Below are 25,986 nucleotides of genomic sequence, written 5' to 3'. Positions count from 1 at the left end.
CTTCGCCCGCCCCGCGCCACCGCCCCCGGCGTTTTCCTGCCGCCGCGCCTGTCCACGGCACACATCGCGGCTGCATGCCGTTCCCGCATGCTGCAATCCCCCCGTGACGGCCCCCCGGTGGGCAGCTGGCGTTCGTTCCCGCGCACCCGCCGTCATCATCCGCTCGACCGCACCGCCCTGCGGGGCGTGACAAGCGCGAAGCAACACGCTAGGCTAAGAAACCCGGCCCCTCGCGCCGGTTCGGCACCGGTTTTTCCGCCGGGGCCGTGCAACCCGCCGGGCCATCAGCCCGGCCCTTCCACTCGTTCGCCGTGCAGGAGCATCATGACCAAGGTTTCCCCGCTGCCCGCCGCCCGTCTTCGCGCCACGCTCGACCCCGCCCGCATCCGGTGGGAGACCAGCGACGCCATTCCGCGCCCGCCGCGCAACGGCATGCGCCGCACCCCCCAGCCCCGCGTGTTGCAGGCGCTGGAACTGGCATTGCACATTCGCGACGGCGGCTACAACGTCTACCTTTCGGGCGAGGCCAACCTTGGCCGCACCTACATGCTGCGCGAATACCTTGCGCCGCGCGCCCGCAAGATGGATACCCCGCCGGACCTCGTCCACGTCTACAATTTCGAGGATCCGGACAGGCCGCGCCTCATCGCTTTGCCCGCCGGGCAGGGGCGCAAGCTGCGCACCGCCCTCACCCAGGCCCTGTCCAAGGCCCGCAAGGAAGCGCCCAGCCGCTTCGAGCACGACGCCTTCGTGCGCAAGCGCACCCTGCTGCTGGACAAGTTCCAGACCCAGCGCAGCAAGCTGTTCAAGGAAATGGACACCGTGGCCGGGGGGGAAGGCTTCAACCTGGACATGGACGATTCCGGCAGCCTGACCCTGTACCCCATTGTGGAGGGCAAGCGCCTCAGCGAGGACGAGTACGAAAAGCTCGACGCCACGTTGCGCAAGAGCCTGAAACTGAAGGGCGACCGCCTGCTGCAAGCCATGACCGGCCTGATGCGCAAGCTGACCCGCGCCGAACAGGACTTTGTGGAGGACGAGCGCACCCTGGAAAAGGAAGTGGTGCGCGAGGTGCTGGACCAGTTCCTGACGCCGCTGGCCGACAAGTTCGCCAAGACCTGTCCGTGCGACGAACTGAAACGCTACTTCGCGGACATGCGCGAAGACATCCTGGACAACATCGAAGGCTTCGTGCAACGCGACATGCCCACCCACATGCCGCAGCAGCAGCCCGACCTGGGGCCGCCGCCCGAAGACACGTCCTTCCGCTACGACATCAACGTGTTCGTGGACAACAGCGAAACCCACGGCGCGCCCATCGTGGTGGATGACCACCCCACCCCGTCCAACCTGCTGGGATGCATCGAGCGCGAATCGGAAATGGGCGCGCTGGTGACGGACTTCACCCTGGTCAAGGCGGGCTCGCTGCAAAAGGCCAACGGCGGCTTCCTGGTGCTGCACATGGAGGACATCCTGTCCTACCCCAGCGCCTGGGAAGGCTTGCTGCGCGCCCTGCGTTCGGGCCTGGCCCGCATAGAGGACGCGGGCGACGGACAGGAATCCACCAAGACCAAGGGCATAGAACCGGAACCGCTGCGCCTGGACCTGAAGGTGGTGCTGGTGGGCACCGAGGAGATGTACGAGACGCTGCTGGTCAACGACGACCGTTTTCCCAAGCTGTTCAAGATCAAGGCGCACCTGACCGAGGCCACCGAGCGCAACGCCGACGGGGTGAAGGTGTACCTTGCGCGCATCGCCCGGATCATCGACGAAGCCAAGCTGCTGCCCTTCGACCGCGACGCCATGGCGGGCCTGGTGGATTACGGCTCGCGCATCATAGAGGACCAGCGCAAGCTGTCGCTGAAGTTCCCGGTGCTGCGCGAACTGATGATCGAGGCCTCGGCCCTGGCCTCCATGAAGGGCAGCGCGCTGGTGGACCGCACCACCCTGCACGACGCCATGGTGGCGCGCACCTACCGCGCCAACCTTGTCGAGCAGCACTACATGGACGAATACGACCGCGAACTGATCAAGGTGCGCACCAGCGGCAGCGAAGTGGGCCGGGTCAACGGCCTTTCGGTGACCTGGTACGGCGACTTCGAGTTCGGCCTGCCGCACCAGATTTCCTGCACCGTGGGCGTGGGGCACGGGGGCATCATCGACCTTGAGCGGGAAGCCGAGCTTGGCGGGCCCATCCACACCAAGGCCATGATGATCCTGAAAAGCTATCTGGTCAGCCAGTTTGCCCGCACCAAACCGCTGGTGATGACCGGCAGCCTGTGCTTCGAACAGAGCTACGCGGGCATCGAGGGCGATTCCGCCTCCGGCGCGGAACTGGCGGCCCTGCTTTCGGCCATCGCGGACGTGCCCATCCGGCTTTCGCTGGCCTTCACCGGCGCGGTCAGCCAGTCCGGCCAGATCATGGCCGTGGGCGGCGTGACCCGCAAGGTGGAAGGGTTCTTCGAGGTGTGCAGTCGCCACGGGCTGACCGGTGAGCAGGGCGTGATCCTGCCCAGGGACAACATCGCCCACCTGATGCTGAAGCAGGAAGTGGTGGCCGCCGTGAACGAGGGGCGTTTTTCCATCTGGCCGGTGGCGCACATCACCGAGGCCATGGAACTGCTTACCGGCATGCCCGCCGGTCGCATGCGCGCCGATTCCACCTTTACCCCCGGCACCCTGTACGACAAGGTGGACCGTCGCCTGGCAGAACTGGGCAAGCTGGCCAAGGATGCCTTCAAGCAGAAGCGCAAGCGCTAGGCCGCGTGCGGTAACCATCCATGAACGAAGCCCCGGCATCACCAGATGCCGGGGCTTTGCGCTGAGTGGCCGGGGCCACTGAAACAGAAAATATCGGGTGTATGCAAACGACCGGGCGTGTCATGGGCGCACCGCGAATCGTGGCAAACGAACGTACCCGAACAGCATGGGCTGGTAAGGGCGCGCCCCGAACGAACGGCGGCCCGGCGCCACGTCCGGCGCCACGTACGGGCCAGTCGGGCAACCGTTGCTGGCTACTTCTTCTCGCCGCCCTTGCAGGCCCGCACCAACACATCGCCGGGCAGCAGGATGTCCTCGCCGCAGTTAGGGCACTTCACCCGAACACGAGCAGCTTCCGACGAGGGCAGTTTCTTGCGCATCATGAAAATCTTGTGACAGTACGGGCAGCGTACCCTCAAGCCTTCCTGGTCGTCCGGCGGCATCAACTTCTCCCTTGCGTATGCTGGACGCGGCTGGCCCCCCGCTGACCAGCCCCCCACCCACCCCCAAAGCGGTGGCAACATGCCAGCTCCCCCCACTTCCTATCCGGTAACCGCCGTCGATGCAACAATGGCGGCAGGATGCATTCCGGCCTCGTCTCGTGCGGGCACGGTTTCGCGCTTTTACCTTGTCTCCCGTCCGCCTTGGCCATCTCGTCCGTCTGCCTTGACCGCCTCACGAAGTCGGGCGTAGAACCCGCCGAACATTCGACCTCCCACGGAAGCCCCATGCACCCGCTGCTGCGCGACAGAAACCTGCACACCATCTTCGGCATCACCCTTACGGTGATCATGGGCGTTTCCAGCATCATGCCAGCACTGCCGCTGATGGCCCGCGAACTGGGCATTCCGCTGGCCTCGGTGGGGCTGGTGCTGACCGCCTTCACCCTGCCCGGCATCGTGCTGGCCCCCATCGCGGGCGTGCTGGCCGACCGGCTGGGCCGCAAGCGCGTGCTGCTGCCCGCCATGGCCCTTTTCGTTCTGGGGGGCTCGGCCTGCTTCTTCGCGCGTGACCTTTCCACCCTGCTGGCCTGCCGCTTCGTGCAGGGGTTTGGCGCGGCCCCGCTGGGCGTGCTGTACACCACCCTCATCGGCGACCTGTACGAAGACAACGACCGGGTGCGGGCCATGGGCTACAACGCCGGTGTGCTCAGCCTGGGCACGGCCATCTTTCCCGCCGTGGGCGGCCTGCTGGCGGAGCTTGGCTGGAACGTGCCCTTCCTGCTGCCGCTGGCCGTGCTGCCGCTGATGCTGGCCGCCGCGCGCCTGCGTCTGCCCGCCTCGCGCGCCACCCAGACCCTGGGGGAATATTTCCGCTCCACCCTGCGCATTGCGCTGTCGCCTCGCGCACTGGTGCTGTTCGGGCTTTCCCTGCTTACCTTCGTGCAATTGTACGGCCCCATGGTCACCTTCTTTCCGGTGCTGGCGGACGCCCGCTTCCACGCCGCGCCTTCGCGCATCGGCGCCATCTTTGCCGTGTCCTCGCTGGGCACGGCCATGATCGCCTCGCAACTGGGACGCCTGTCGGAACGCTTTCCCGCCCGGCGGCTGATCATGCTCAGCCATGTTCTCTACGCCGCCGCCATGCTGCTTCTGCCGCTGATGCCCGACCTGTGGTGGCTGCTGGGGCCGGTGCTGTGCTTCGGCATGGCCCAGGGGCTGAACTTGCCCAACCTGTCCACCATGATGACCTCGCTGGCCCCCACCCAGCAGCGGGCCGCCATCATGGCCGTCAACGGCACCCTGCTGCGTCTGGGCCAGACCCTGGCCCCGCTGCTGTTCGGCCTGCTCTACGCCGGGGGTGACCTGCCCGCCGTGTTCGCGGGCGGGGCCGCCGTCAGTTGCCTGATGCTCGCGCTGGCGGCGTGGCGGCTGCACTAGCCCGCAACCGGCCAGCCAGAGTCGCGGCATGCACAAGGGCCTTGCGGACAGTATCCGCAAGGCCCTTGTGCATGCCGCCGACAGCTGCTTTCCGCGGATGCGCCGTGCCGCGCAGCAGGTCGGTCCATCCCGCGCATGCAGGCGCACATGAGAGGAATGTGCAAAAGAAAGGTGGAATCATGCCTTCCGCAGCCTGCCAGCCTGCGGTAAGAAACATGGGTGTAAGACCATTGCCCCGGCAGGGCCGGGGCCTGCCGGACAGGAAACACTCGAGCGGCAAGCATGACCCGCTGGCAGCGGATGACCGTTGCGGCATGCCTTGCCAATCACGGAGGCACATGACGATGAGCGAAACGACAAAATCCGGGAAAGTGCACGCGTCCCCGGCTTCCGCAAGTAATGAGCGTCCCGCGCGCGGGAGCAAAGCCGCCAAGGCAGGCACGAAGCAAACCGCGCAAAAGGGTACCGGTCCAAAGGGCACGAAGCAGGCGGGCGCAGGCGCGGAGCCGTCCAGGGTCTATTTCACCGACATGCGGTGCAAGATCGGCACCAGCCTGCTCGACAAACTGGACAAGCTCATGCTGGCGGCGGGCATGGAGCGCATCAATTTCCAGAACGCCTTCGTGGCCATCAAGATCCATTTCGGCGAGCCGGGCAACCTCGCCTTCCTGCGCCCCAATTTCGCCAAGACCGTCGCGGACCGGGTGAAGAAGCTGGGCGGCATGCCCTTTCTGACCGATGCCAACACGCTCTACGTGGGCCGCCGCAACAACGCCCTGCTGCACATGGACGCCGCCTACGAAAACGGGTTCACGCCGTTCTCCACCGGCTGCCACGTGGTCATCGCGGATGGCCTGAAAGGCGCGGACGAGGTGGAGGTGCCCATCGAAGGCGGCGTGCACCTGAAAACCGCCAAGATCGGTCGGGCCATCATGGACGCCGACGTCTTCATCTCGCTGAACCACTTCAAGGGGCACGAGCTGACAGGCTTCGGCGGGGCCATCAAGAACATCGGCATGGGCAGCGGCAGCCGGGCTGGCAAGATGATCATGCACAACAACGGCAAGCCGCGCGTTGCCCACGACAAGTGCGTGGGCTGCCGCACCTGCGCCAGGTACTGCAATCAGGACGCCATCACCTTCAACGAAGAAAAGAAGGCGTCCATCAACCACGAGCTGTGCGTGGGCTGCGGGCGGTGCATCGCCACCTGCAACTTCGACGCAATCGACACGCCGTGGTCAGGCAGCAGCGACGACGTGAACATCCGGATGGTGGAATACGCCAAGGCCGTGCTGGACGGGCGTCCCAACTTCCACATCAGCGTGGTCAACCACGTTTCGCCCAACTGTGACTGCCACGGCGAAAACGACGCCGCCATCATCCCGGACATCGGCATCTTTGCCAGTTTCGACCCGGTGGCGCTGGACAAGGCCTGCATTGACGCCGTCAATGCCGCGCCGGTCATTCCCGGCTCGGTGCTGGGCGACAGGTTCGGCAAGCAGTCGGAAGGCAAGGATGAACCGGCCTGCGGCTGTGCCAGCCACGCAGGGCGCGCAGGTCACGCTGCACACGCAGGACACCCCGGACGGCACGACCATTTCCGCGTTGTCCACCCCGGCACCAACTGGCGGAGCCAGATCGAACATGCCGAGGCCCTGGGGCTTGGCAGCGGGAATTACGAACTGGTGACCATCAAGTAGCCATGCGCACCGGGCAGCATGCTGCCTGCACGAAAAATGAAGGGGAGAGACCCGCAGGTCTCTCCCCTTTTGCGTCACATTGGCGCCGGTGTGGCCCGGAGCCGGTTTGCGACCGGGACGACTGTCCGTGTCAGACCGTCCGACAGGACTATCCGGCTGCCAGTTCGATGATGGCCTTGCAGAACGCGGGCAGGTCGTCGGGCTTGCGGCTGCTGACCTGATTGCGGTCCACCACCACCTCGGCGTCTTCCCAGATGGCCCCGGCGTTGATCAGGTCGTCCTTGATGCCGGGGGTGGAGGTGCAGCGGAAGCCGCGCATGATGCCCGCCGAAATGGGAATCCACCCGGCATGGCAGATGTGGGCCACCACCTTGCCCGCCTCGTGCATGCGGCGGGTCAGTTCCAGCACCTTGGGGTCGCGGCGCAGCTTGTCCGGGGCAAAGCCGCCGCTGATCACCAGCAGGTCGAAGCTGGTGTCCTCCATGTCGGCGATGGCCGCGTCGGCCTTGCAGGGGTAGCCGTTCTTGCCCGCGTAGGTGCGGCCCTTCTCCGGCCCGGCCACCACCACCTCGGCGCCCTCTTCGATCAGGCGCAGCTTGGGGTACCACAGCTCCAGGTCTTCATACACGTCGTCCACGAACATGAGGACGCGCTTTCCCTTCAGGCGTTGCATGGGTTCCTCCCGCCCCGCTCCGCGGGGCAATCGACGTGCCGTAACTGAAAGGGGCGGCTTTCGCCGCCCCGTGAACCTCGCGCTACGCCTCTTAAGGGGCTGTCTCCAAATTAGGGTTTTTGTTCGTTGGCAAGGAAAACGAGCTTGGCATGAGGGAGTATACTCTTATCGTATTCGACCGACATGCCAAGCGAAGTTTGACGAAGCCAACGGGCAAAAGGACAATTTGGTGACAGTCTTTAAATGATGCGCTTGCGAATATGGGTGACGAACACCTCCGCGATGACCACCACCGCGAAGATGCATACCAGTATAAGCGCCACGCGGTCCCAATGGAACAGGTTGAGCGCCTCGTCGAGGGCCATGCCGATGCCGCCCGCGCCCACCAGACCGATGACCGAGGATTCGCGCACGTTGATGTCCCAGCGGAACAGGGCGATGCCCCAGAACGCCGGGGAAACCTGCGGCCAGTAGCCCTTCAGGAACACGCTGATCCACGGCGCACCGGCGGCGCGCAGAGCCTCGATGGGGCCGGGGGCGGATTCTTCCAGCGCCTCGCCGAACAGCTTGCCCACAAAGCCGATGGAGCGCACCGCGATGGTCACCGTACCCGCCAGCGTGCCGGGGCCGAACACCGCCACGAACAGCAGCGCCCAGACCAGCGTGTTGACCGAACGCGACGAGACCAGGATGAACGTGGCCAGCCAGTTCAGCGCGGGCACGCGGCACACGTTGCTGGCCGCCATGATGCCCACGGGTATGGCGATGCCCAGGGTCATGATGGTGCCCACGGTGGCGATGTGCAGCGTTTCGATGAGCACGGCGTGCACGCCGCGCTCGTAGTAGGCATAGTCCACCGGCCACATGCGCTTGAACAGGTCGGCCACCTGTTCCGGGGCGTCCATGAGGAATTCGGGTATGATCTCCACCGTGCGGAACGACCACGCCAGCAGGATGCCCGCCACCAGAAACACCACGAAGCGCGCCATGCGCTCCGCCGGGGTGAAGCGTTGCCAGATGCGCTCGGCGCTCATTGGAACACCCCCTTCACCCGCACCGCCACATACTCGGAAACCATGATCAGGGCGATGATGGCCAGCAGGATGGCGCACACGAAGCTGTAGTCGAAACGCTGGAAGGCCGCGGCCAGAGTACCGCCGATGCCGCCCGCGCCCACGATGCCGATCATGGTGGAGTTACGCAGGTTGGAGTCCACCTGATAGGTGGAAAAGCCGATGAACCGGTTCAGCACCTGCGGCAGCACGGCGAAGCTCAGCACCGAAAGAAACGGCGCGCCTGCGGCCCGCGCGGCCTCCACCGGCTTCAGCGAGATTTCCTCGATGGCCTCGGCAAACAGCTTGGCCACAAAGCCGATGGACGCGAAGATCAGCGTCAGGATGCCCGCCAGCGGGCCGAAGCCCACGGCCTTCACGAACAGGATGGCGAAGATCACCGGGTGGAACGAGCGGCACACGGCGATGAAGGCGCGCGCGGGCCAGGTCAGCCAGTCGGGCATCAGGTTGCGCGAGGCGCACAGGCCCACCGGCAGCGAAATCAGCACCCCGAACAGCGATGAAATAAGCGCGATCTGCAATGACTCCAGCAGGTTGTCGATCAGCAGCTTCCAGCGCTTGAACTCCGGCGGAAACATGGCCCCCAGAAAGCGGGCGCCGTTGTCCAGCCCCGCCAGCAGGCGGTCCCAGGAAATGTCCAGGATGGACAGGGCATACAGGCAGTAGAGCACGGCCAGCAGGTAGCCGAAGCGTGCCCACCAGTTGACCGCAAAGGGTGCGGGACGGGCGACGGTAGCAGTGCTCATGCCAGCCAGTCCTCGCCGCCGTAGATGAGCTTGAGGTGCTCGTCGGTCAGGTCGCCGGGCACGCCGTCAAACACCACATCGCCCTTGGACATGCCCACCACCCTGTCGGCAAAGCGGCGGCCCAGCGTCACGTCGTGGATGTTCACCAGCACGGGGATGTCGTTGACGGAGGCCACTTCGCGCAAGAGCTCCATGATCTCGACGGAGGTCTTGGGGTCCAGCGAAGAGGTGGGCTCGTCCGCCAGCAGGATGTGCGGCTGCTGCATCACCGCGCGGGCAATGCCCACGCGCTGGCGCTGGCCGCCGGAAAGCTCGTCGGCGCGGGCGCGGGCGAATTCTGTCAGCCCCACCATGTCCAGCAGGTCGTAGGCGCGCTCGATGTCCTGCTGCGGAAACTTGCGCAACCAGGCGCGCCAGGGCGAAATGTAGCCCAGGCGACCGCAGAGCACGTTTTCCATTACCGACAGGCGCTCCACCAGGTTGTATTCCTGGAACACCATGCCGATGCGGCGGCGCGCCGCGCGCAGGTCGGCCCCGCGCAGGGTGCAGATGTCCTGGCCGCTGACCAGGATACGCCCGGAGGTGGGCTCTATGAGCCGGTTGATGCAGCGCAGCAGCGTGCTCTTGCCGGTGCCGGACGGGCCGATGATGGCGGTGGTGCACTGCCCGGCCACGGTCAGGTTGATGTTCTTGAGCACGGGTTTGCCGCGCGTGTATTCCTTGCGCAGGTTCTCGACGACGAGCGACTTGTCGCCCGCGCTGCACGCGGGACGACGGGAGTTGGAAGCGGACTCTGTTGCCTTGTGCACTTGCTGATTCCCGGAGCTGCTGGTGAAGAACGCGCCACAACGCCCGATGGCATCCGGCCTGCGGGCGTGGTGCGTCCTGCGGACGGCGTGCCGGGTCCGTGCCCTGCGCCGGAGCCCGAAGGGTCTGCCTGCGCGGTGGGCCGGTACGTTGGCCCGGGGAAACGGAGATGACACGCGGTTTCAAATGCCAGGCACGGGGCGCCCCGCGCCGCGTGCAAAAACGGCGGGCACCGGACATGCCGGTACCCGCCCCATGTATGCTACTGCTTCTTGGCTTCGGCTTCCTGCTTCTTCTTGGCGGCCTCGGCGGCTTCCTTCTCGGCGATCTTCTGCAGACCGGTCTGGTTGAAGGTTTCGCCGTTGGCTTCCGCGATTTCGCGGATGACCGCCCAGTCCTTCTGGTAGGTCACGGGGAAGAACCGGTCGGCACCGCCGAAGGTCTTCTGCATTTCGGGGGTGAAGCGGTATTCGTGGAAGGCATCGACGATCTTCTTCACCAGGTCGGGGTTCAGGTCATGGGCATACCCGAACGAAGAGGTGGGGAACACGTCGCTCTGCCAGATGATGCGGTAGTCGGCTTCATTGATGCGCCCGGCCTGGGCCATGCGCTTGAACACGTCGCCGGCAACGGGGGCGGCGTCGTAGTCGCCGTAGCCCACGCCCAGGATGGACTGGTCGTGCTTGCCGGAATAGACCACGGTGTAGTCCTTTTCGGGGGTCAGGCCCAGCTTGGGGAAGATGGCGCGCGGGGCCAGGTTGCCCGAGTTGGACGAGGCGGAGGTGTGCGCAACCTTCTTGCCCTTCAGGTCGGTCAGGGTCTGCACGGGGCTGTCCTTGCGCACGATCATCAGCAGGCGGTAGCCCTGGAAGCCTTCGGCGTCGCCCTTGACGGCGATGGGCACGTAGCCCGCCAGGTTGACCGCGTAGCAGGTGGGCCCGGTGGAGAACCCGGCGATGTGCAGACGACCGGAACGCATGGCTTCCACTTCGGCGGCGTTGGACTGCACGGTGTAGTAGACCACCTTCTTGCCGGTGCGCTTTTCCAGGAAGGCCTGGAAGTCGGCAAAGGCGTCCTTGTAGACGGCGGGGTCTTCAACGGGGGTGTAGGTGAACACCAGCGTGCTCGGGTCCTTCCACTTCCCCTTGTCCTTGGGGGTGTCGGCCACCAGATCCTTGTTGTCGTCGCAGAACATGCCGTCCAGCGCGCCACGGTTCGCGCAATCGTCGGCGGCCTTGGCGATGCAGGGGGACAGGACGCTCAGGGCAGCGGCCAGAATAACCGGAACGAGCAGCAACTGCATCCACTTCTTGGTCATTGCCTTCTCCTCGATATGGCGTTGACGTTGGAATGATTGGCCCTTGCGGCGTCTCATTCTCGTCACCGAAACGCCGCAAAATCGTCACATTATAATCTGCCGGGGCAAATTCTCAAAGCATTTTCTGCCCAACGGACATCCGCCAGTCATGACCAGCCATGGCCAGACATGACCGGACATGACCGGACATGACCGGACATGTTCGGCCATGGGGGGGAGCGGGTGAGACCGGGCCGCATGACAGCATCCTGACAGCCGCCCGCCCCCGAAGCAAACGACGTTACTGTTACGCCGCGCATCAGGGTACGATTGCCTGTCTTTTCTTGACAACGGTCAGTATTCGCCCAGGTCATCCACTACAAGTGCGGGCTGGCGTGAAAGCGACGCCAGATCCTCGCGCCGTGTTTCGCCGCTGAGCACGAGTATGAAGTCCATTCCGGCGTTTTCCGCCAGCAGTTTGTCTGTGTAGATGCGGTCGCCCACCATGGCCATTTCGTGGGGCTGGTACCGCTGCAGCAATGAGCGCAGCAGGATGGTGTTGGGCTTGCCGAACACGACATCGGGCGTGCGACCGGTGGCCGCTTCGTACAGGGCCATGAAGCTGCCCGCGTCGGGCAGCGGCCCCTGCGGCGAAGGGCAGACCTTGTCGGCATGGGTCGCCAGAAAGGCCACCCCCGGCCGTTGCAGCAGCAGGCACGATTCCGTGAGCTTGCGGTAGGTGAGCTCGGTATCGTAGCCCAGCAGCACGGCCTGGCAGTCTTCCCCGGCGGTAAATACGATGTCGGGCATGCGCTCGCGCAGGAACGCGGTGAAGTTGGCGTTGCCCACCGGATAGACTCGGGTGATGGACTGCTCGCGCAGGTGGTCCACCAACGGCAGCAGCGGCGAAAGCATGCGGTCGAGGCCGATGTGGATGCCCATGCCTGCCAGCTTGGCCGTGTAATCGGCAAGATTCTTGGAAGTATTGTTGGTCAGGAACTGGATGTCGCGCACCCCGAGGTTGCGGCGGATGAAGTCCACCGTGCCGGGAATGGGCTGATCGCCCAGGTACACCGTGCCGTCCAGGTCGAAGATGATGCAGCGCTTCTGGTCGAGATTCATGCAATTTCCCATATGGTATGTAGACGCGATGCGTTGAGGGAACGTGGTGGGCGCAACAGGTTGCCGGGTTGCCCTTCTCCGGTTGGGTCAAGACCACGCGCACACGGTGTGCGAACGGTGCGTTATTGGCCGCAACTGGTCGCAACTGGCCGCAATTGGCCGCAACTGCCGGAAATGGCCAGAGCTCCGGGAAGGTGCGGGGCTTTCAGACGACAACGCCGGAAGGCGTCGCACGTTCCCGGCAGCATGTCGCACGGCAGGCCTGCCTCGTCAACGCCGGGGGGCAGGTTCCGCACGCTCCCGCCCCCGCCCGACCGGGCCATCCATCAAGAAAACATCACATTTACGTTTTATTGCATACTGTTACAACAATGTTGCAGTGACACGGCAACTCCATTATAGCTAACGCGCCGCTGGGACGGGCATGCCGCAAGGCCGTTGCCGACTGCACGCACCGTGCCCTTGCGACACAGTTTCGCCATGCCCCGGCCTTGCGCGCCCATTCCATATATTTGTCCCGTCAGGAGCCACCCCACTTGCAGGAAAGGCAGACTCCGTCCCAAACCCCGCCCCCCGCTTCGGCCCGGAACACGGACCAGATCGCGGACCACCACCAGGCAGCATCCGCCGTCGAAGGCCAGGCCCAGCCCTCGCGCATCAGCTATCTCGACGGCATCCGCTTCCGCCGGGTGGTGCGCGCCGCCGCGCGGCGTCTCATCGAAAAGCACGGCCATCTCAACGCCATCAACGTGTTTCCCGTGCCGGACGGCGACACGGGCAGCAACATGGCGGGCACCATGAAATCCATCGTGGCTTCCACCTCGGCCACGCCGGAAAGTTCCATCGGGCGCATGAGTTCCATCGTGGCCGAATCGGCGCTGATGGGCGCGCGGGGCAATTCGGGGGTCATCCTGGCCCAGTTTCTGGCCGGTTTTTCCGAAGGGGTGAAGGATCTTTCGCGCGTCAGCCCCCGCGACTTCGCCGAAGCCGCGTCGCTGGCCGCGCGCCGCGCCGTGGAGGCCATCGCCCACCCCAAGGAAGGCACCATCCTCACGGTCATCCGCGACTGGGCCGAACACCTGCGCGAAAACTGCCATTCCTACAAGGACTTTCACCACCTGCTGCACGATTCGCTGGACCGTGCCCGCCAGTCGGTGCAGGAAACCCGGGAAAAGCTGGCCGCGCTCAAGGCCGCAGACGTCGTCGATGCGGGGGGCCTTGGCTTTGTGTACCTGCTGGAAGGCATTGCCGAATTTACCGAGCGCGGCACCCTCAACCGGCGCGGCAAGACAGACGGCCCGGCGGAAACCACCGGCGCAGTCGGTGCACAGGACGGTGCACAGGCCGACAGCGCCACCCTGGGCGAGGCACAGGAACGGGTGGCCGTGGAGGAACTGACCTACGGCTACTGCACCGAATGCCTGATCCGCAGCGAGGCGGCCAGCCCGGTCGACCGCGAAGAGCTGCGCTGCCGACTGGAGCAACTGGGCGATTCCATCGTGGTGGCTGGCGCCGGGGCCGTAACACGCGTCCACGTGCACACCGACACGCCGGACACGGTGTTCGCCATTGCCGCCGAATACGGCGCGGTGTCGCACCACAAGGCAGAGGACATGCTGCGCCAGCACCGCGACCTGCTGGCCGCCGTGGCGGGGGGGCACCCCCAGGCAGCGCCCGCGCCCACCGGCACCGCAGTGGTCACCGACTCCACCTGCGACCTGCCGCGCGAACTGCTGGACCAGTACGGCATCCGCACCGTGCCCTTGCGCCTGTTCCTGGACGACGAGGAGTACGTGGACAAGGTCAGCATCTCGGTGGACGAGTTCAACCGCCGCCTGCCCTCGTCCCGCTCCGCGCGCACCTCGCAGCCAGCGCCCGCAGACTTCCGCACCGTGTACGAAGAGGTGCTGCGCACCCATGCACAGGTGGCTTCGCTGCACGTGACGGCCATGTACAGCGGCACCCACCAGTCCGCCGCCACCGTGGCGCGCATGGTGTCACCCCACATCGCCGCCGTGGACTGCCGCACCTTGACCGTGGGCCTTGGCCTGGTGGTGCTGGAGGCGGCCCGCCGCGCGCAGGCTGGCATGGACGCCGCGGAGGTGGCCCGACTGGCCGCGCGCGACGCCGACAACCTGCACGTGTATGTTTCCATGGAAACCTTGGACTTCGCCGTGCGCGGCGGCCGCATGAGCCGGGGCACCGGCATGGTGGCCAAGCTGCTGCACATCAAGCCGGTGCTGTGCTTCGACCCGCGCAAGGGCGGCAAGGTGGACGTGGCGGCCAAGGGCATCGGCCCGCGCCGCGCCGGGGAAAAGCTTTTTGCCCTGCTGGAGCGGGCGGCGGCCAACCTGGACAATCCCCGCTTTGCCGTGGCTCACGTGGGCGCCCCGGACACCGCCGCACGCTACGCGAAGGAACTGGAAGCCCGTTTCGGCGTGGCCCCGCTGTACGTGGTGCCCGCATCGCCGGTGCTGGGCTGCCACAGCGGTCCCGGCGCCTGCGCGGTAGCCCTGCTGGGTGACCAAAAAGTCGGATAATCATGAAAACCGGAATGTTGCGAACGCTTCAGGCATGAGATCGGCCAATCAGCCGCACCGCACCCTTGGCGCACCCGCCGCGCCGCCGGATTATCATCCCCGGGCGCGGCTTTTCGTGGTCGTGCCCTTGCCAGACGCCCGCCTTGCGGCTATCTGTCAGGATATGGAAGGCAGCGGAAGGGCACGCCCGTCCGCCCGCATCCGGCATCACAGGCAGCCACGGACCGGCAGCCCCGAACAGGCGACATGACGCCGTCCCAATCCGCATTCCGGACGATTGCGGGGGACGCAGCCATGCCGTGATGGCCTTCGTGCCAAAGGGGGTGCGCCATGGCGTACATCTATTCGGACATCTCCACCTTTTCCGGGCGCAAGATGCTGGAAATGGTGCTGGGCCAGCAGGTACGTTCCGGCATGCGCCTTCAGGTGACGGACGAAATCATCGCCCTGTACATGCGTTCGTTGCAGGTTGCGGAACAGTATCCCACCAAGATCATGACCGCATCGCAACGCGGCGTTGCCCCGGAAGTGATCCGGGGGCTGATCGCAAGCTGGTCCATCTGACGCATCCATCGGCGGCTCCTTCGGGGGCCGCCTTCACGTTATGCCCCGCCCGGCTGGCCGCCCCGCCTGCACCGGCCTTCCGCATACCCTCCGGGGCAGGCCCTGCTCCTCCCGGTCGGCCAACGCGCCCGTTCACTCGGCGCATTCGGCGCATTCCGGCGTACCGTCTGCAACCACGCCCGCTCCGATCCGACTCCCCGTGCCACCCCCCTGCGTGCAACGCCCCCCCGCACCGCACATTTTCCACACGCCGCGCGCCCGCCTGCAAAACAGGCGGCATGCCGCGCCACCACTGCATCCTGCCAGCCGGCGGACCGATCGCGCCATACCCCCGGCATGCTTCCACTGTTTGCACAACCGTGCAGCATGGTGAATTTTTCTTGCCGTGACCCGTGGTTGCGTTTATTGATGGCCCAAACGCGCGCAGGGGCGGCACTCTCACCGCTCGCATCATCCCGGCCCACGCGGCCCGGCCACCACGGAACGGACGCCCTGCTCCGTTGCACCCAAAGCCACCACTGGTGTGCCCATGTCAAAGAAGCAAAAAGGTCAGACCCGCGTCTGCGTCTACCCCGACTGGTGCAAGGGCTGCGGCCTGTGCGTGGCGTTCTGCCCCGCCAAGGTGCTTGTGCTGAACGCCTTCGGCAAGGCCGAGGTGGCCCACGAGGACGAATGCATCAATTGCGGGTTCTGCGAACTGCACTGTCCGGACTTCGCCATCGCCATCAAGCCGCGCACCCGCAACGGTGCCGCCCAGCCGGACCCGCGCAGCGGATGGAGCGACCCCGAGAACGAACACGGTCGCGCCTCGCCCCCGGTGCGCACGGCCGAACCGAACCCCAACCCCGAAGAGTGACGCCATGTCGGTGCAACGCAAGAAACGCAAGAGACGCGAACTGTTCGCGCTCGGCAACGAGGCGGTGGCCGAAGGCGCACTGCTGGCCGGGTGCTCGTTCTACGCAGGCTACCCCATCACCCCGTCCACCGAGATCATGGAGGTCATGGCCAACCGCCTGCCCCTGATCGAGGACGGCGTGTTCATTCAGATGGAAGACGAAATCGCCAGCATGGGCGCCACCATCGGCGCGTCGCTGGCGGGCCGCAAGGCCATGACGGCCACCTCCGGCCCGGGCTTTGCCCTGATGCAGGAGCACATCGGCTACGCCTGCATGGTCGAGGCGCCGCTGGTGGTGGTCAACGTCATGCGCGGCGGCCCCAGCACCGGCCTGCCCACAAGCCCCGCCCAGGCCGACGTGCAGATGGCCCGCTGGGGCACCCACGGCGACCACCCCATCATCGTGCTGTCCGCCTCCAATGTGCAGGAATGCCTGGAGATGACCGTGACGGCCTTCAACTTTGCCGAAAAGTACCGCACCCCGGTCATCCTGCTGCTGGACGAAGTGACGGCCCACACCCGCGAAAAGATCACCGTGCCCGACCCGGACGAGGTGGAAATCCTTTCCCGCGTGGAGCCCACGGTGCCGCCGGAATGGTTCAAGCCTTACGCCGACACGGCGCGCGGCGTGCCCGCCATGGCGCCCATCGGCTCCGGCTACCGCACCCACGTCACCGGGTTGACCCACGACGTCATGGGCTACCCCACCCAGCGCCCCGATGAAGTGAAGGACGCCATGCTGCGCCTGTTCCGCAAGATCGACCAGTACTACGGCGACATCCAGATGGCCGACGAGTACATGCTGGACGACGCGGAAGTGGCCGTGGTGGCCTACGGCAGCGTGGCGCGTTCCGCCCACCTGGCCGTGGAACAGGCCCGCGAACGCGGGGCCAAGGCCGGACTGCTCACCCTGAAGACGCTGTTCCCCTTCCCCCGTCCGGCGGTGGAAAGGCTGACCCACCGCTGCCACACCGTGGTGGTGCCCGAAATGAACATGGGGCAGATGTCGCGCGAGGTGAAGCGCGTCAACAATGGCCGCACCAAGGTGCGCACCATCAACCGGGTGGACGGGCAGATCATCACTCCCTCCGAAATCCTGAAAGCCATATTGTAGGTGGGCCATGGCGGACGTTACCCAACTCATCCACGACTACCTGCGCCATAACAAGAAGTTCCCCCACGTGTTCTGCGCGGGCTGCGGCCACGGCATCGTGCTGGGGTCGCTGATCCGCAGCGTGCACGCACTGGGCCTGCCCAAGGACGACGTGGTGCTGGTGGCGGGCATCGGCTGTTCCGGTCGCATGGCCGTGTACGTGGACTTCAACACCGTGCACACCACCCATGGCCGGGCGCTTACCTTCGCCACCGGCATCAAGATGGCCAACCCCAAGCTGAAGGTCATCTGCGTCATGGGCGACGGCGACGCCCTGTCCATCGGCGGCAACCACCTCATCCATGCCGCACGGCGCAACATCGGCGTTACCGCGCTGATCCTGAACAACCACATCTACGGCATGACCGGCGGGCAGTGTTCGTCCGCCACGCCGCAGGGCGACATTTCCATGACCACGCCCTTCGGATCGCTGGAAAAGGCCTTCGACATCGCGGACATGTGCAAGGCCGCAGGTGCCAGCTACGTGGCGCGGGGCACCTCGTTCCACGCCATCCAGTTGGACCGGCTGATCAGCACGGCCATCATGCACCCCGGCTTTTCGGTGGTGGAAGTGTTCAGCCCCTGCCCCACCCAGTACGGGCGCAAGAACAAGTTCCGCAACGCCGTGGACATGTACAAGTGGCTGAAGTCCAACACCGTGAAGGTGGAAACCCTGAAGGACCCGGACCAGAAACCCGCCGACGGGCGCATCCCCATCGGGGTGTTCCGCGACGTGGAAGAACCGGGCCTTGAGGAACGCTACTTCGAGCTGCAACGCAAACTCATGGGGCAGAACCGATGAAGGCGCCGCAACCCATAGACCGTTTCGAAATCCGCCTTTCGGGCCTGGGCGGGCAGGGACTGATCACCCTGGGCCGCCTGCTGGGCTCTGCGCTGGCGCTGGGCCACGGTTATTACGTCACCCAGACCCAGAGCTACGGCCCCGAAGCGCGCGGCGGCTCCAGCCGCGCCGACGTGGTTGTCAGCTCGCGCCCCATCAGCTACCCCAAGACAGAAAACCTGGACCTGCTGGTGGCCCTGAGCCCAGAGGCGTGCAACAGCTACTACCGGCTGCTGAAAAAGACCGGCATCCTGCTGGTGGACACCACGCTGGTCAAGCACGCGCCCACCAACGTGTACCTCGGCCTGCCGTTCACCCAGATGGCCAAGGAGCAGATAGGCAACCCCATGACCATCAACACCATGGTCATGGGCGCGGTGACGCACCTTCTGCCCTTTGCCGATCCCAGGGTGATGCGCAAGAGCCTGGAGGCAAACCTGCCCGCCAAGATCCGCGAGGTGAACGCCAAGGCCTTCGCCCTGGGGCTGAAGCAGGCCCAGCGCCACTTCGGGGATGCGGGCGGCATCTGGGCGGCGGCGGAGGAGAGTGGGTCGCATGCCGAGGACGACATCATAGTGTAGGCGCGCGGCGGGCTTTCGCCCTCCGGCTTCGTCAGGCTTCGTTCGCCGCTCCGGTCACGTACCAAAGAGCACTCTGCGGTCGCCATCCGTAATACTCGTGCTTCGCACTCGCATAACGGCTGGCGCACGCTCCCATCGCGGCGAACTTGCCTTCCTTGCCGGAGAACGAAATTCACGCCACGCGCAAGAAAGAGAGTCAAGGGCGGGACGCAAACACCTCGCCAAAACAACGCATTTCCGCCCCTCGCCGGGCGCAGACGGACCAGACCATGAGCACGACCATTGAAGAATTGACGGTGAATTACGAGGAAGACGGCCAGCTTGTGGTCAAGGAACTGGACAAGTCCGTGCTCTCCAAGGGTGCATGGACCACCATCCTGTTCCGCTACCAGCAGTGGGATCCCAAGACCGAAGACTACGGCGCGGACAAGTACGTGGTGAAGCGCTACAAGAAGACGAACGGCGAATACCGCGCCCAGTCCAAGTTCAACATCTCCAGCGCCGACCAGGCCCGCAAGATCATCGAGGCCTTGCAGGGCTGGCTGGACGAAGACCCCACGGCGTAAGCCGTTCGGGTCGGCCAGCCGGAACGGCCCGGCACCCCCGGCAAGCCGGTCAGCCAGACAAGACAGACAGGACAAGCCGGGCAACACCGGACTGTACCCGGCATGCATCATCGAAATGCAACGGGCGGGATTGCGCTGCATGCGCGGTCCCGCCCGTTTTCGTCATTCTGGCGTCCGGCGCGGCGATGCCGCGCCGCTTGGCACTGGCAGCACGCGGTTCAGTCCGCGGGCACGCACTCCACGAAGTGCCCGACGTCGCGAAAGCCCAGCCGGGCATAGACGCGGTACCCGTCGCCCGAGGCCTGCAACACCGCGTGGCGGCAGCCCGCCTGCCGGGCATGCAGCAAGGCGGCCCGGGTGACGGCGGTGCCCAGTCCCTTGCGCCGGAAGGCCTCCAGCGTGCACACGTTGTACACCCCCGCCACGTCGAGGTGCGCGGTGCCCCCTGCCGCAGGGAATCCCGACGCGGTGCGGTACACTTCCGCTGCCGCTGCCAGTTGGCCATCCAGGTACGCCGCCAGCAACGTTGCCGGACATCCGGGGCTGCACAGGGCCGGGGCGGCGCGGCGGTAGAAGCGCAACACCTCGCCGTCGGGCGGATTCCAGTTGGCGGCCAACACCTCGGCAAAATCGGCAACGCCCGCAGCATCACGGACAACACGGATATCCAGACCCGGCGTTGGTGCTGGCCCTTCCATATCCGCATCCGCCAGCGGCAGGTACATGCCCGTCTCCACTTCGCCCACGGCAAAGCCGTGCGCGGCCAGCGCGGCGGGCATGTCTTCCCCTCCCCCTGCCCCGTCGCCCGCGCCGGAAAGCGGGCCCAGCCACCATGTGTATGGCGCTCCACGCCCACCGAAGAACGACCGCACCGCCGCCACGGTATCCGCCAGCGGCACACCGCCCTCATACCCGAAGGCCTTGTTGAAGGTGTCCGAGGCCACCCCGGCGTACACGGCACGCACGTCCGCCCGGTCAAGCCGTGCCGGCTGCTCAGGCTGGATGGCCCGCTCCGGCTGCATCGGCATGTCCTGCCCGTTACCCGGCACCGCCCGGCCCGTGCGCCCGACCGTGTCTCCGCCGTCCAGCAGTTCCACCTGCGCGGCCAGCCGGGTTGCCAGGTTGTCCTCGATGCAGCGTTGCATTTCGCGGATATTCATTGCTGTTCCCATGGTTCGCCTTCCTTGCCATGCAGCGCCCAATCCGAACCGAGTCCTCGGCGGGCGGCGTCCCCGTGCTCCGGCACCCAAAGCAAACGACCGGCCCCCGTTGCCGGAAGCCGGTCGCAGAACATGCGTGCGTCAGCCGGGGGGGCGCCTACTTCATGCCGCGCGCCTTGGCCACGGCAAACTTCTTGGCGTCTATGCCGTACTTCTTCACCTTGTAGTTGACGATGCGGTAGCTCACGCGCAGGTCGCGGGCTGCCTGCAGCATGTTGCCGCGCGCCTTCTTCAGCGCGTCCACCAGCAGTTCCTGCTCGAACTTGGCCACCGCCTCGCAGAACGAGAGGTTGGTGTCCGTGGCGGTGGATTCCGCCGTCTGCAACGAAGGCGGCAGATGGTAGGTGCGGATGACCTGTTCGTCGCACACCAGCACCGCGCGTTCGATGCAGTTCTTCAGTTCACGGATGTTGCCGGGCCAGTGGTACTGCGTCAGCAGGTCGATGGCCGGGGTGGAAATGCGCTTGATGCTGCGCGAATACTCGTCGGAATAGATGCGCAGGAAGTGTTCCGCCAGCGGCAGGATGTCCTCGCGCCGCTCGCGCAGCGGCGGAATGAAGATGGGGAACACGTTGATGCGGTAGTACAGGTCCTCGCGGAACAGCCCCCGCTCGACAAGTTCCTCCAGCGGCTGGTGGGTGGCGCAGATCAGGCGCACGTCCACGGTGATGGTCTGTTCGCTGCCCAGGCGCTGGATTTCCTGTTCCTGTATGGCGCGCAGCACCTTGGCCTGGGCGTTGGGCGACAGTTCGCCCACTTCGTCCAGGAACAGGGTGCCCTTGTTGGCCAGTTCGAACAGGCCCTTCTTGGTGTGCACCGCCCCGGTGAAGGCGCCCTTCTGGTAGCCGAACAGCTCGCTTTCCACCAGTTCGGAGGGCAGCGCCGCGCAGTTCAGCTTGATCAGGGGCATCTCGCGCCGGGGGCTGGCCTGGTGGATGGCTTCCGCCAGCAGTTCCTTGCCGGTGCCCGATTCGCCCCGCAGCAGCGCCGTGGCGCGGCTGGGGCCAACCTGGGCCGCCTGGTTCAGCACCAGTCGCATGGCCTTGGACGCGGCAACCACGTTGGACGGGGTGAACCCGATGTCGTTGCTGTCGCCCACGATGAGGCCCTGGGTCATCAGGTGCTTCTGGCGGGCCATTTCCTCCTGCAGGTACGAGGCGTGGTTGGCGATCATGCCCGCCACCACCTCCAGGAACCGGCAGTGCGATTCCAGCTGCGGCATGGACACCGAGGGGGTGTCCACGCTCAGCGTGCCGATGACTTCGCGGCCCTGCCGGGGTTCGTCGGCGGGGCCCAGAACCGGCACGCAGATGAAGGCCAGGTTTTCCTGCTCTTCGTCGGTCCGGCCAAAGGCCTTGTTCAGGAAGGCCGGGTGGTCCTTGATGCGCGGCACGATGACCGGCTGGCCCGTGGAGAACACCTGCCCCGTCACGCCCACGCCCGGCTCGTATTCCACGTGGTCCGCCTTGGTGGGCGTCTGCGACAGGCTGAGCTTGAGGGTGCGGGTCTCCGGGTCGAAGATGACGATGTGCGGCCGCTGGAAGTCATGGTTTTCAGCCAGCGTGCGGAGCAGCGACTTCAGGGTGGACTGAAACGGTCGCTGCGGCCCCATGTCGGACACGATCTTCTGGAGCGTGCCGAGATAGGGCTGGAGGCGCTTGTCGTCGGTAATGGTGGTCATGCGGTCAGCTCGCGGAGGCTACGGCCCGAACACCCAGTTCGACCGCCCTCAGGTTCATGTCCATGAGTTTGGGGGCAAGATGGGTGCGGATGGCGGCTTCCAGCGCGTCCGGGCCAAAGGGCAGAAGCCCGGAGGCGCAGGCCGCGCCCAGCAGCACGCTGTTGCCCGCCTGCACCGACCCGGCCTGAAGGCCCAGGGTGCGGCAGGGCAGGAACCACGATTTCGCGGCGCAGCCTTCCACCTTGGCGCGGATGCGCTCCATCTCGGGGTAGGCTTCGCGCCCGGTGGAGACGCCCACCGGCGGCAGCGGCTCGGTGTTGGACAGCACGCTGCCCCCGGCGGCCAGGTGGGTCATGCCGCGCAGGGTTTCCAGCGGTTCGAAGCCAAGGATCAGGTCCGCCTCGCCATGGCCTATCTTGGGGCTCATCCAGCCGCCGAGCAGGATGGTGGATTCCACCACCCCGCCGCGCTGGGCCATGCCGTGGATTTCGCCGGAGGTCACTTCCAGCCCCTGGTCAAGGGCGGTGCGGGCCAGCAGGGTGGTGGCGGTCAGGGTGCCCTGTCCGCCCACGCCGGTAAGGTAGATGCGGATGCGTGCGGGGGTGCTCATGCGTCGCTCCTCTTGCGGGCCTTGATGGTGTCCGCAACCTGCAGACAGACCATGCAGCCGCCGCAGAGGTTCTCGTCCACGTGGATGCCGGTGTCGTCACGGAAGAAGGCGGGGCAGGCCAGGTGTTCCAGACAGTCGGCCACGGACGGCCCCTGCTCGGCAACGTAGGCCACCTGGTTGCGCGGCTTCTTCAGGGTGCGCCGGGCGTAGAGCACGCACGGTTCCTCGGCGATGATCACGCGCACGCCGGAGCGTTCCTTCATTTCCGCCAGGGCCTTCATGGTGGACTTGACGTTGAAGGGCCGCACCTTGACCACGTCGGCCACGCCGCAGCCGCGCACCACGGCCTCTATGTCCAGGTGCACGCAGGCGTTGCCCAGCACTTCCTGGACCACGCCGGGGTTGGGCTGGTGGCCGGTCATGGCCGTGGTGCCGTTGTCCAGCACCACCACGATCAGGTCGTGCTTGTTGAACACCGCGTTGACCAGCCCGGTGATGCCGGAATGGAAGAAGGTGGAATCGCCGATGAAGGCCAGCGTGGGCTTGCCCGAGGCCGTGGCGAACCCGGAGCCGGAGGATACCGACGAACCCATGCAGAACAGGAAGTCGGCCATGCGCAGGGGCGGCAACAGCCCCAGCGTGTAGCAGCCGATGTCGCTGGAGTACACGGCGTCGTCGCCGAACACCTTGCGCACGGCGTAGTACAGCGCGCGGTGCGAGCAGCCGGGGCACAGGTTGGGCGGGCGCACGGGCAGGGCCGTTTCCGGGTCGCAGGCGATCGGCAGCCGGGCGGTTTCGCCCAGCAGGTCGGCCAGGGCCTGGGTGACGGTCTGGGTGGAGTATTCGCCGTAGATGGTCAGCGCGCCGCCCTTGCCGCTGACGGCCACCGGCAGGTTGTTGCGCTGCGCCAGGGCGCGCACGTCGTTTTCCAGCAGGGGTTCCAGTTCTTCCAGCACCAGCACGGCGTCGCACTGGGACAGGAAGTCGGTCAGCAGGGCTTCCGGCAGGGGCCAGGTCATGCCGAGGTCCAGCACCTTCACCCGGTCGTCCCAGCCCGTCTCGTGCAGGGCGTCGGACAGGTAGGCGCGGCTGATGCCGCTGGCGATGACGCCAAAGCGCCCTTCGCCGCGCACGGTGTTCCACGGGGAATGTTCGGCCTTCTCGCGCGCCATGCCCAGGTGCTTGACCAGTTCGGCGTGGCGCACGCGGGCCACGGCGGGCACGGGCACGAAACGATGGGGATTGCGCTCGAAGGGCACGATGGGCGCGGGCTGGCCCAGGGAGCCGAATTTCACCGCGCCGCGCAGGTGGTTGACGCGGGTGGTGGTGCGCAGCAGCACGGGCTGTTCAAGCTCGCGCGCCAGCAGCAGCGCATCGCGCGTCATGTCCTTGGCTTCCTGGGCGGTGGCGGGCTCGAAGCACGGCATGCCCGCGAAACGGGCGTAGGTGCGGTTGTCCTGCTCGTTCTGGCTGGCGTGGCAGCCGGGGTCGTCGGCGGAAAGCAGCACCAGCCCGCCGGGCAGCCCGGTGTAGGTCATGGTCAGCAGCGGGTCGGCGGCCACGTTGACGCCCACGTGCTTCATGGTCACCAGGGTCAGCGCCCCGGCCAGGGCGGCACCCGCCCCCACTTCCATGGCCACCTTCTCGTTCACCGAATATTCCAGGCGATAGCGGCCACCGCCGCCGATGCGGCGGAAGGTGTCGGGCACTTCGGACGACGGGGTGCCGGGGTAGCAGACCACCAGATTGACGCCCGCCTCAAGCGCGCCTCGCACGATGGCCTCGTTGCCCAGCAGCAGGCGGCGCGCGCCGGGTTCATCGGCCAGCAGGGGATTCACCGGGCGGGCGCCCGGAGTCGCGCCCGATGTTGCAGTGGACTCGTTCATGGGCTTACGCGCCCCCCTTCTGCATGCGGGCCTTCAACGCTGCGGCGCGGCTCTTGAAGTAGTCCTTGTTGCCCGCGGACTCGGAGGCCATCAACTGCTCGTAGGCGGCCACGGCACGGTCCAGCTTGCCCGCACGCTCCGCCACGACGGCCAGTTGGCCGCGCACGGCATTGCGCGAAATCTCGCTCACCGAGCTTTCCAGCCCTTCCAGCACGGCCAGGGCCTCGGCGTCCTTGCCTGCCTGCGACAAGGCCTGCGCACGACCGATGCGGGCCACCACGCCGGTGGCGCCATCGACGGCGGCCAGGCGTTCCCAGGCCGAGGCGGCCTTGTCGTAGTCCTTCAGTTCCATGGCGGTGGCGGCAAGGTCCAGCAGCACGGCATTGCGCACGTCCGACGGCGCCTTGGCCAGAAACGCCTCAAGCGCCTGCACGCGTTCCGCGCCGGTCTTGGCCACGGTAATCACGCCCAGTTCGGCCTGTGCCTCGCGCGCCTTGTCGGCAGCCCACCAGCGGTAGCCCGCGCCGGCACCTGCGGCAAGCACCAGCACGCCGAGACCGGCGGCGATTGTGCGGGCGTTGTCGAGCACGAAACGCAGCAGCGGCGCGGCCTCTCCGGACACCTCGCCCTGCAGCTGCTGGGGAATTACAGGTTGCTGCTGGGCGCGCGGCAGACCTTTGCGGACAGTGTTCTCCGACATGCGAATTGCTCCTTGGAATGCGGCGCAGGGCCGCTTTATGGCTGGAAATCGCAAAGCCCGATTCTTTTACGTGCCCATTACAGAAATGTCAAAAGGATTCCGGACGGAAGCCGGTTTCTCGCGGCCCGTCTGGGCTTGCGGGTTTTGACAAGACGTTCCAGCCCTGTCCCCGACGCCCGCCCAAATCATGCAAGCCGCCTTGCGCGATACGCGGAGGGTCATCCCCGCATGGGCGGTCGCCCGTGTCTCAGGCCCTGCGTACCCCCTTGCCGTGACCACCTGCAGCCCGGGTCCCCCTGCCCTTGCGCATGAACGGCAGCCATGTACCCTGCGGCGGACGAAAGGCGCGGCGCCACCCAGCCCTTGTGCGCCCCGGGGGGCATACTGTTGCGTTGCCGGGGGGCTGCGGCTATAGCAATCTTTCGCAACCTTCACGTCGTTCCGCCACCACACGGAACGCCAGAGCGCCGGAGCCGCCATGAGCACGCAGAACATCACCCACGCCCCGGATGCGACCAGGGACACCGCCGCGAGCGACATCGCCCAGCTGGTCGAATCCATGGGCAAGCGCGCCAAGGCCGCCGCCCGCAAGCTGGCCGCAGCAGCCCCCGCCGTCAAGATCGACGCCCTGCTGCGCCTGGCCGGGCTGCTGGAATCGCGCGAGGCCGACATCCTGGCCGCCAACGCACGC

General features: G+C 66.2%; 22 protein-coding genes and 1 pseudogene. 11 read left to right on the top strand and 12 right to left on the bottom strand.

Features of this window, described 5'->3' with window-relative positions; genetic code table 11:
- The first annotated feature begins 324 nt into the window (after window positions 1-324).
- Complete coding sequence (locus tag FVW20_RS02220) at window positions 325-2,760, top strand: Lon protease family protein (protein WP_196608110.1); 2,436 nt, start codon at window positions 325-327, stop codon at window positions 2,758-2,760.
- A gap of 254 nt (window positions 2,761-3,014) precedes the next feature.
- On the opposite strand, the gene FVW20_RS02215 is transcribed toward FVW20_RS02220, so the two are convergent.
- Window positions 3,015-3,203, bottom strand: a complete 189-nt coding sequence (locus tag FVW20_RS02215) for a hypothetical protein (protein ID WP_196608109.1) — start codon at window positions 3,201-3,203, stop codon at window positions 3,015-3,017.
- A 285-nt stretch (window positions 3,204-3,488) separates the two neighbouring features.
- On the opposite strand from FVW20_RS02215, the gene FVW20_RS02210 reads away from it, so the two are divergent.
- Both FVW20_RS02210 and FVW20_RS02205 read left to right on the top strand, forming a co-directional pair.
- Window positions 3,489-4,640, top strand: coding sequence for an MFS transporter (locus FVW20_RS02210; protein WP_196608108.1), 1,152 nt, complete (start codon window positions 3,489-3,491; stop codon window positions 4,638-4,640).
- A gap of 530 nt (window positions 4,641-5,170) precedes the next feature.
- Window positions 5,171-6,340, top strand: a complete 1,170-nt coding sequence (locus tag FVW20_RS02205) for a DUF362 domain-containing protein (protein WP_307831305.1) — start codon at window positions 5,171-5,173, stop codon at window positions 6,338-6,340.
- A 148-nt stretch (window positions 6,341-6,488) separates the two neighbouring features.
- Here FVW20_RS02205 and FVW20_RS02200 read toward each other — a convergent pair whose 3' ends face one another.
- From FVW20_RS02200 to FVW20_RS02175, 6 genes are all read right to left on the bottom strand, one after another.
- Window positions 6,489-7,013 (bottom strand): type 1 glutamine amidotransferase domain-containing protein, encoded by a 525-nt coding sequence (locus tag FVW20_RS02200; protein WP_196608106.1) that lies wholly within the window; start codon window positions 7,011-7,013, stop codon window positions 6,489-6,491.
- Between the two features lie 239 nt (window positions 7,014-7,252).
- On the bottom strand, window positions 7,253-8,047 hold the full coding sequence (phnE, locus tag FVW20_RS02195) for a phosphonate ABC transporter, permease protein PhnE (protein WP_196608105.1): 795 nt from the start codon (window positions 8,045-8,047) through the stop codon (window positions 7,253-7,255).
- A complete protein-coding gene (gene phnE / locus FVW20_RS02190) occupies window positions 8,044-8,832 on the bottom strand; it encodes a phosphonate ABC transporter, permease protein PhnE (protein WP_196608104.1) in 789 nt (262 codons plus the stop codon). The genes phnE (FVW20_RS02195) and phnE (FVW20_RS02190) overlap by 4 nt, the downstream gene beginning before the upstream one ends.
- On the bottom strand, window positions 8,829-9,641 hold the full coding sequence (gene phnC / locus FVW20_RS02185; RefSeq protein WP_196608103.1) for a phosphonate ABC transporter ATP-binding protein: 813 nt from the start codon (window positions 9,639-9,641) through the stop codon (window positions 8,829-8,831). The genes phnE (FVW20_RS02190) and phnC overlap by 4 nt, the downstream gene beginning before the upstream one ends.
- 260 nt (window positions 9,642-9,901) lie before the next feature.
- Window positions 9,902-10,957 carry a phosphate/phosphite/phosphonate ABC transporter substrate-binding protein gene (gene phnD, locus FVW20_RS02180; RefSeq protein ID WP_196608102.1) on the bottom strand — a complete coding sequence of 352 codons (1,056 nt, stop codon included), beginning with the start codon at window positions 10,955-10,957 and terminating at the stop codon, window positions 9,902-9,904.
- A gap of 333 nt (window positions 10,958-11,290) precedes the next feature.
- Window positions 11,291-12,058, bottom strand: a complete 768-nt coding sequence (locus FVW20_RS02175; RefSeq protein ID WP_196608101.1) for an HAD-IIA family hydrolase — start codon at window positions 12,056-12,058, stop codon at window positions 11,291-11,293.
- A gap of 599 nt (window positions 12,059-12,657) precedes the next feature.
- Here FVW20_RS02175 and FVW20_RS02170 point away from each other — a divergent pair.
- From FVW20_RS02170 to FVW20_RS02140, 7 genes are all read left to right on the top strand, one after another.
- Window positions 12,658-14,598, top strand: coding sequence for a DAK2 domain-containing protein (locus FVW20_RS02170; RefSeq protein WP_196608111.1), 1,941 nt, complete (start codon window positions 12,658-12,660; stop codon window positions 14,596-14,598).
- Window positions 14,599-14,928: 330 nt separating this feature from the next.
- Window positions 14,929-15,162, top strand: coding sequence for a hypothetical protein (locus FVW20_RS02165; RefSeq protein WP_196608100.1), 234 nt, complete (start codon window positions 14,929-14,931; stop codon window positions 15,160-15,162).
- A 529-nt stretch (window positions 15,163-15,691) separates the two neighbouring features.
- Window positions 15,692-16,018 carry a 4Fe-4S dicluster domain-containing protein gene (locus FVW20_RS02160; protein ID WP_196608099.1) on the top strand — a complete coding sequence of 109 codons (327 nt, stop codon included), beginning with the start codon at window positions 15,692-15,694 and terminating at the stop codon, window positions 16,016-16,018.
- Between the two features lie 4 nt (window positions 16,019-16,022).
- Window positions 16,023-17,171: a 2-oxoacid:acceptor oxidoreductase subunit alpha gene (locus tag FVW20_RS02155; RefSeq protein ID WP_196608098.1), complete on the top strand. Its 1,149-nt coding sequence runs from the start codon at window positions 16,023-16,025 to the stop codon at window positions 17,169-17,171.
- Between the two features lie 7 nt (window positions 17,172-17,178).
- Complete coding sequence (locus FVW20_RS02150) at window positions 17,179-18,012, top strand: 2-oxoacid:ferredoxin oxidoreductase subunit beta (protein WP_196608097.1); 834 nt, start codon at window positions 17,179-17,181, stop codon at window positions 18,010-18,012.
- Window positions 18,009-18,632 carry a 2-oxoacid:acceptor oxidoreductase family protein gene (locus FVW20_RS02145; RefSeq protein ID WP_196608096.1) on the top strand — a complete coding sequence of 208 codons (624 nt, stop codon included), beginning with the start codon at window positions 18,009-18,011 and terminating at the stop codon, window positions 18,630-18,632. Before FVW20_RS02150 ends, FVW20_RS02145 begins: the two co-directional genes overlap by 4 nt.
- A 269-nt stretch (window positions 18,633-18,901) precedes the next feature.
- A complete protein-coding gene (locus tag FVW20_RS02140) occupies window positions 18,902-19,198 on the top strand; it encodes a hypothetical protein (protein WP_196608095.1) in 297 nt (98 codons plus the stop codon).
- A 218-nt stretch (window positions 19,199-19,416) separates the two neighbouring features.
- On the opposite strand, the gene FVW20_RS02135 is transcribed toward FVW20_RS02140, so the two are convergent.
- The 5 genes from FVW20_RS02135 to FVW20_RS02115 all read right to left on the bottom strand — a co-directional run bounded on the left by FVW20_RS02135 (window position 19,417) and on the right by FVW20_RS02115 (window position 25,295).
- Window positions 19,417-20,358 (bottom strand): GNAT family N-acetyltransferase, encoded by a 942-nt coding sequence (locus tag FVW20_RS02135; protein ID WP_231038788.1) that lies wholly within the window; start codon window positions 20,356-20,358, stop codon window positions 19,417-19,419.
- 157 nt (window positions 20,359-20,515) lie between these two features.
- Complete coding sequence (locus tag FVW20_RS02130) at window positions 20,516-22,099, bottom strand: sigma-54-dependent Fis family transcriptional regulator (RefSeq protein WP_196608093.1); 1,584 nt, start codon at window positions 22,097-22,099, stop codon at window positions 20,516-20,518.
- 4 nt (window positions 22,100-22,103) lie between these two features.
- Complete coding sequence (locus FVW20_RS02125) at window positions 22,104-22,709, bottom strand: indolepyruvate oxidoreductase subunit beta (protein ID WP_012611758.1); 606 nt, start codon at window positions 22,707-22,709, stop codon at window positions 22,104-22,106.
- Window positions 22,706-24,595 carry an indolepyruvate ferredoxin oxidoreductase subunit alpha gene (gene iorA / locus FVW20_RS02120; protein ID WP_196608092.1) on the bottom strand — a complete coding sequence of 630 codons (1,890 nt, stop codon included), beginning with the start codon at window positions 24,593-24,595 and terminating at the stop codon, window positions 22,706-22,708. Before iorA ends, FVW20_RS02125 begins: the two co-directional genes overlap by 4 nt.
- A 4-nt stretch (window positions 24,596-24,599) precedes the next feature.
- On the bottom strand, window positions 24,600-25,295 hold the full coding sequence (locus FVW20_RS02115; protein ID WP_196608091.1) for a tetratricopeptide repeat protein: 696 nt from the start codon (window positions 25,293-25,295) through the stop codon (window positions 24,600-24,602).
- 478 nt (window positions 25,296-25,773) lie between these two features.
- On the opposite strand from FVW20_RS02115, the pseudogene FVW20_RS19565 reads away from it, so the two are divergent.
- Window positions 25,774-25,986: pseudogene (locus FVW20_RS19565) on the top strand (glutamate-5-semialdehyde dehydrogenase); the annotation flags it as partial.

It is taken from the genome of Nitratidesulfovibrio oxamicus, assembly GCF_015731765.1.
Lineage (GTDB): Bacteria > Desulfobacterota > Desulfovibrionia > Desulfovibrionales > Desulfovibrionaceae > Cupidesulfovibrio > Cupidesulfovibrio oxamicus.
This window is presented reverse-complemented; position numbering and strand designations above follow the sequence as displayed.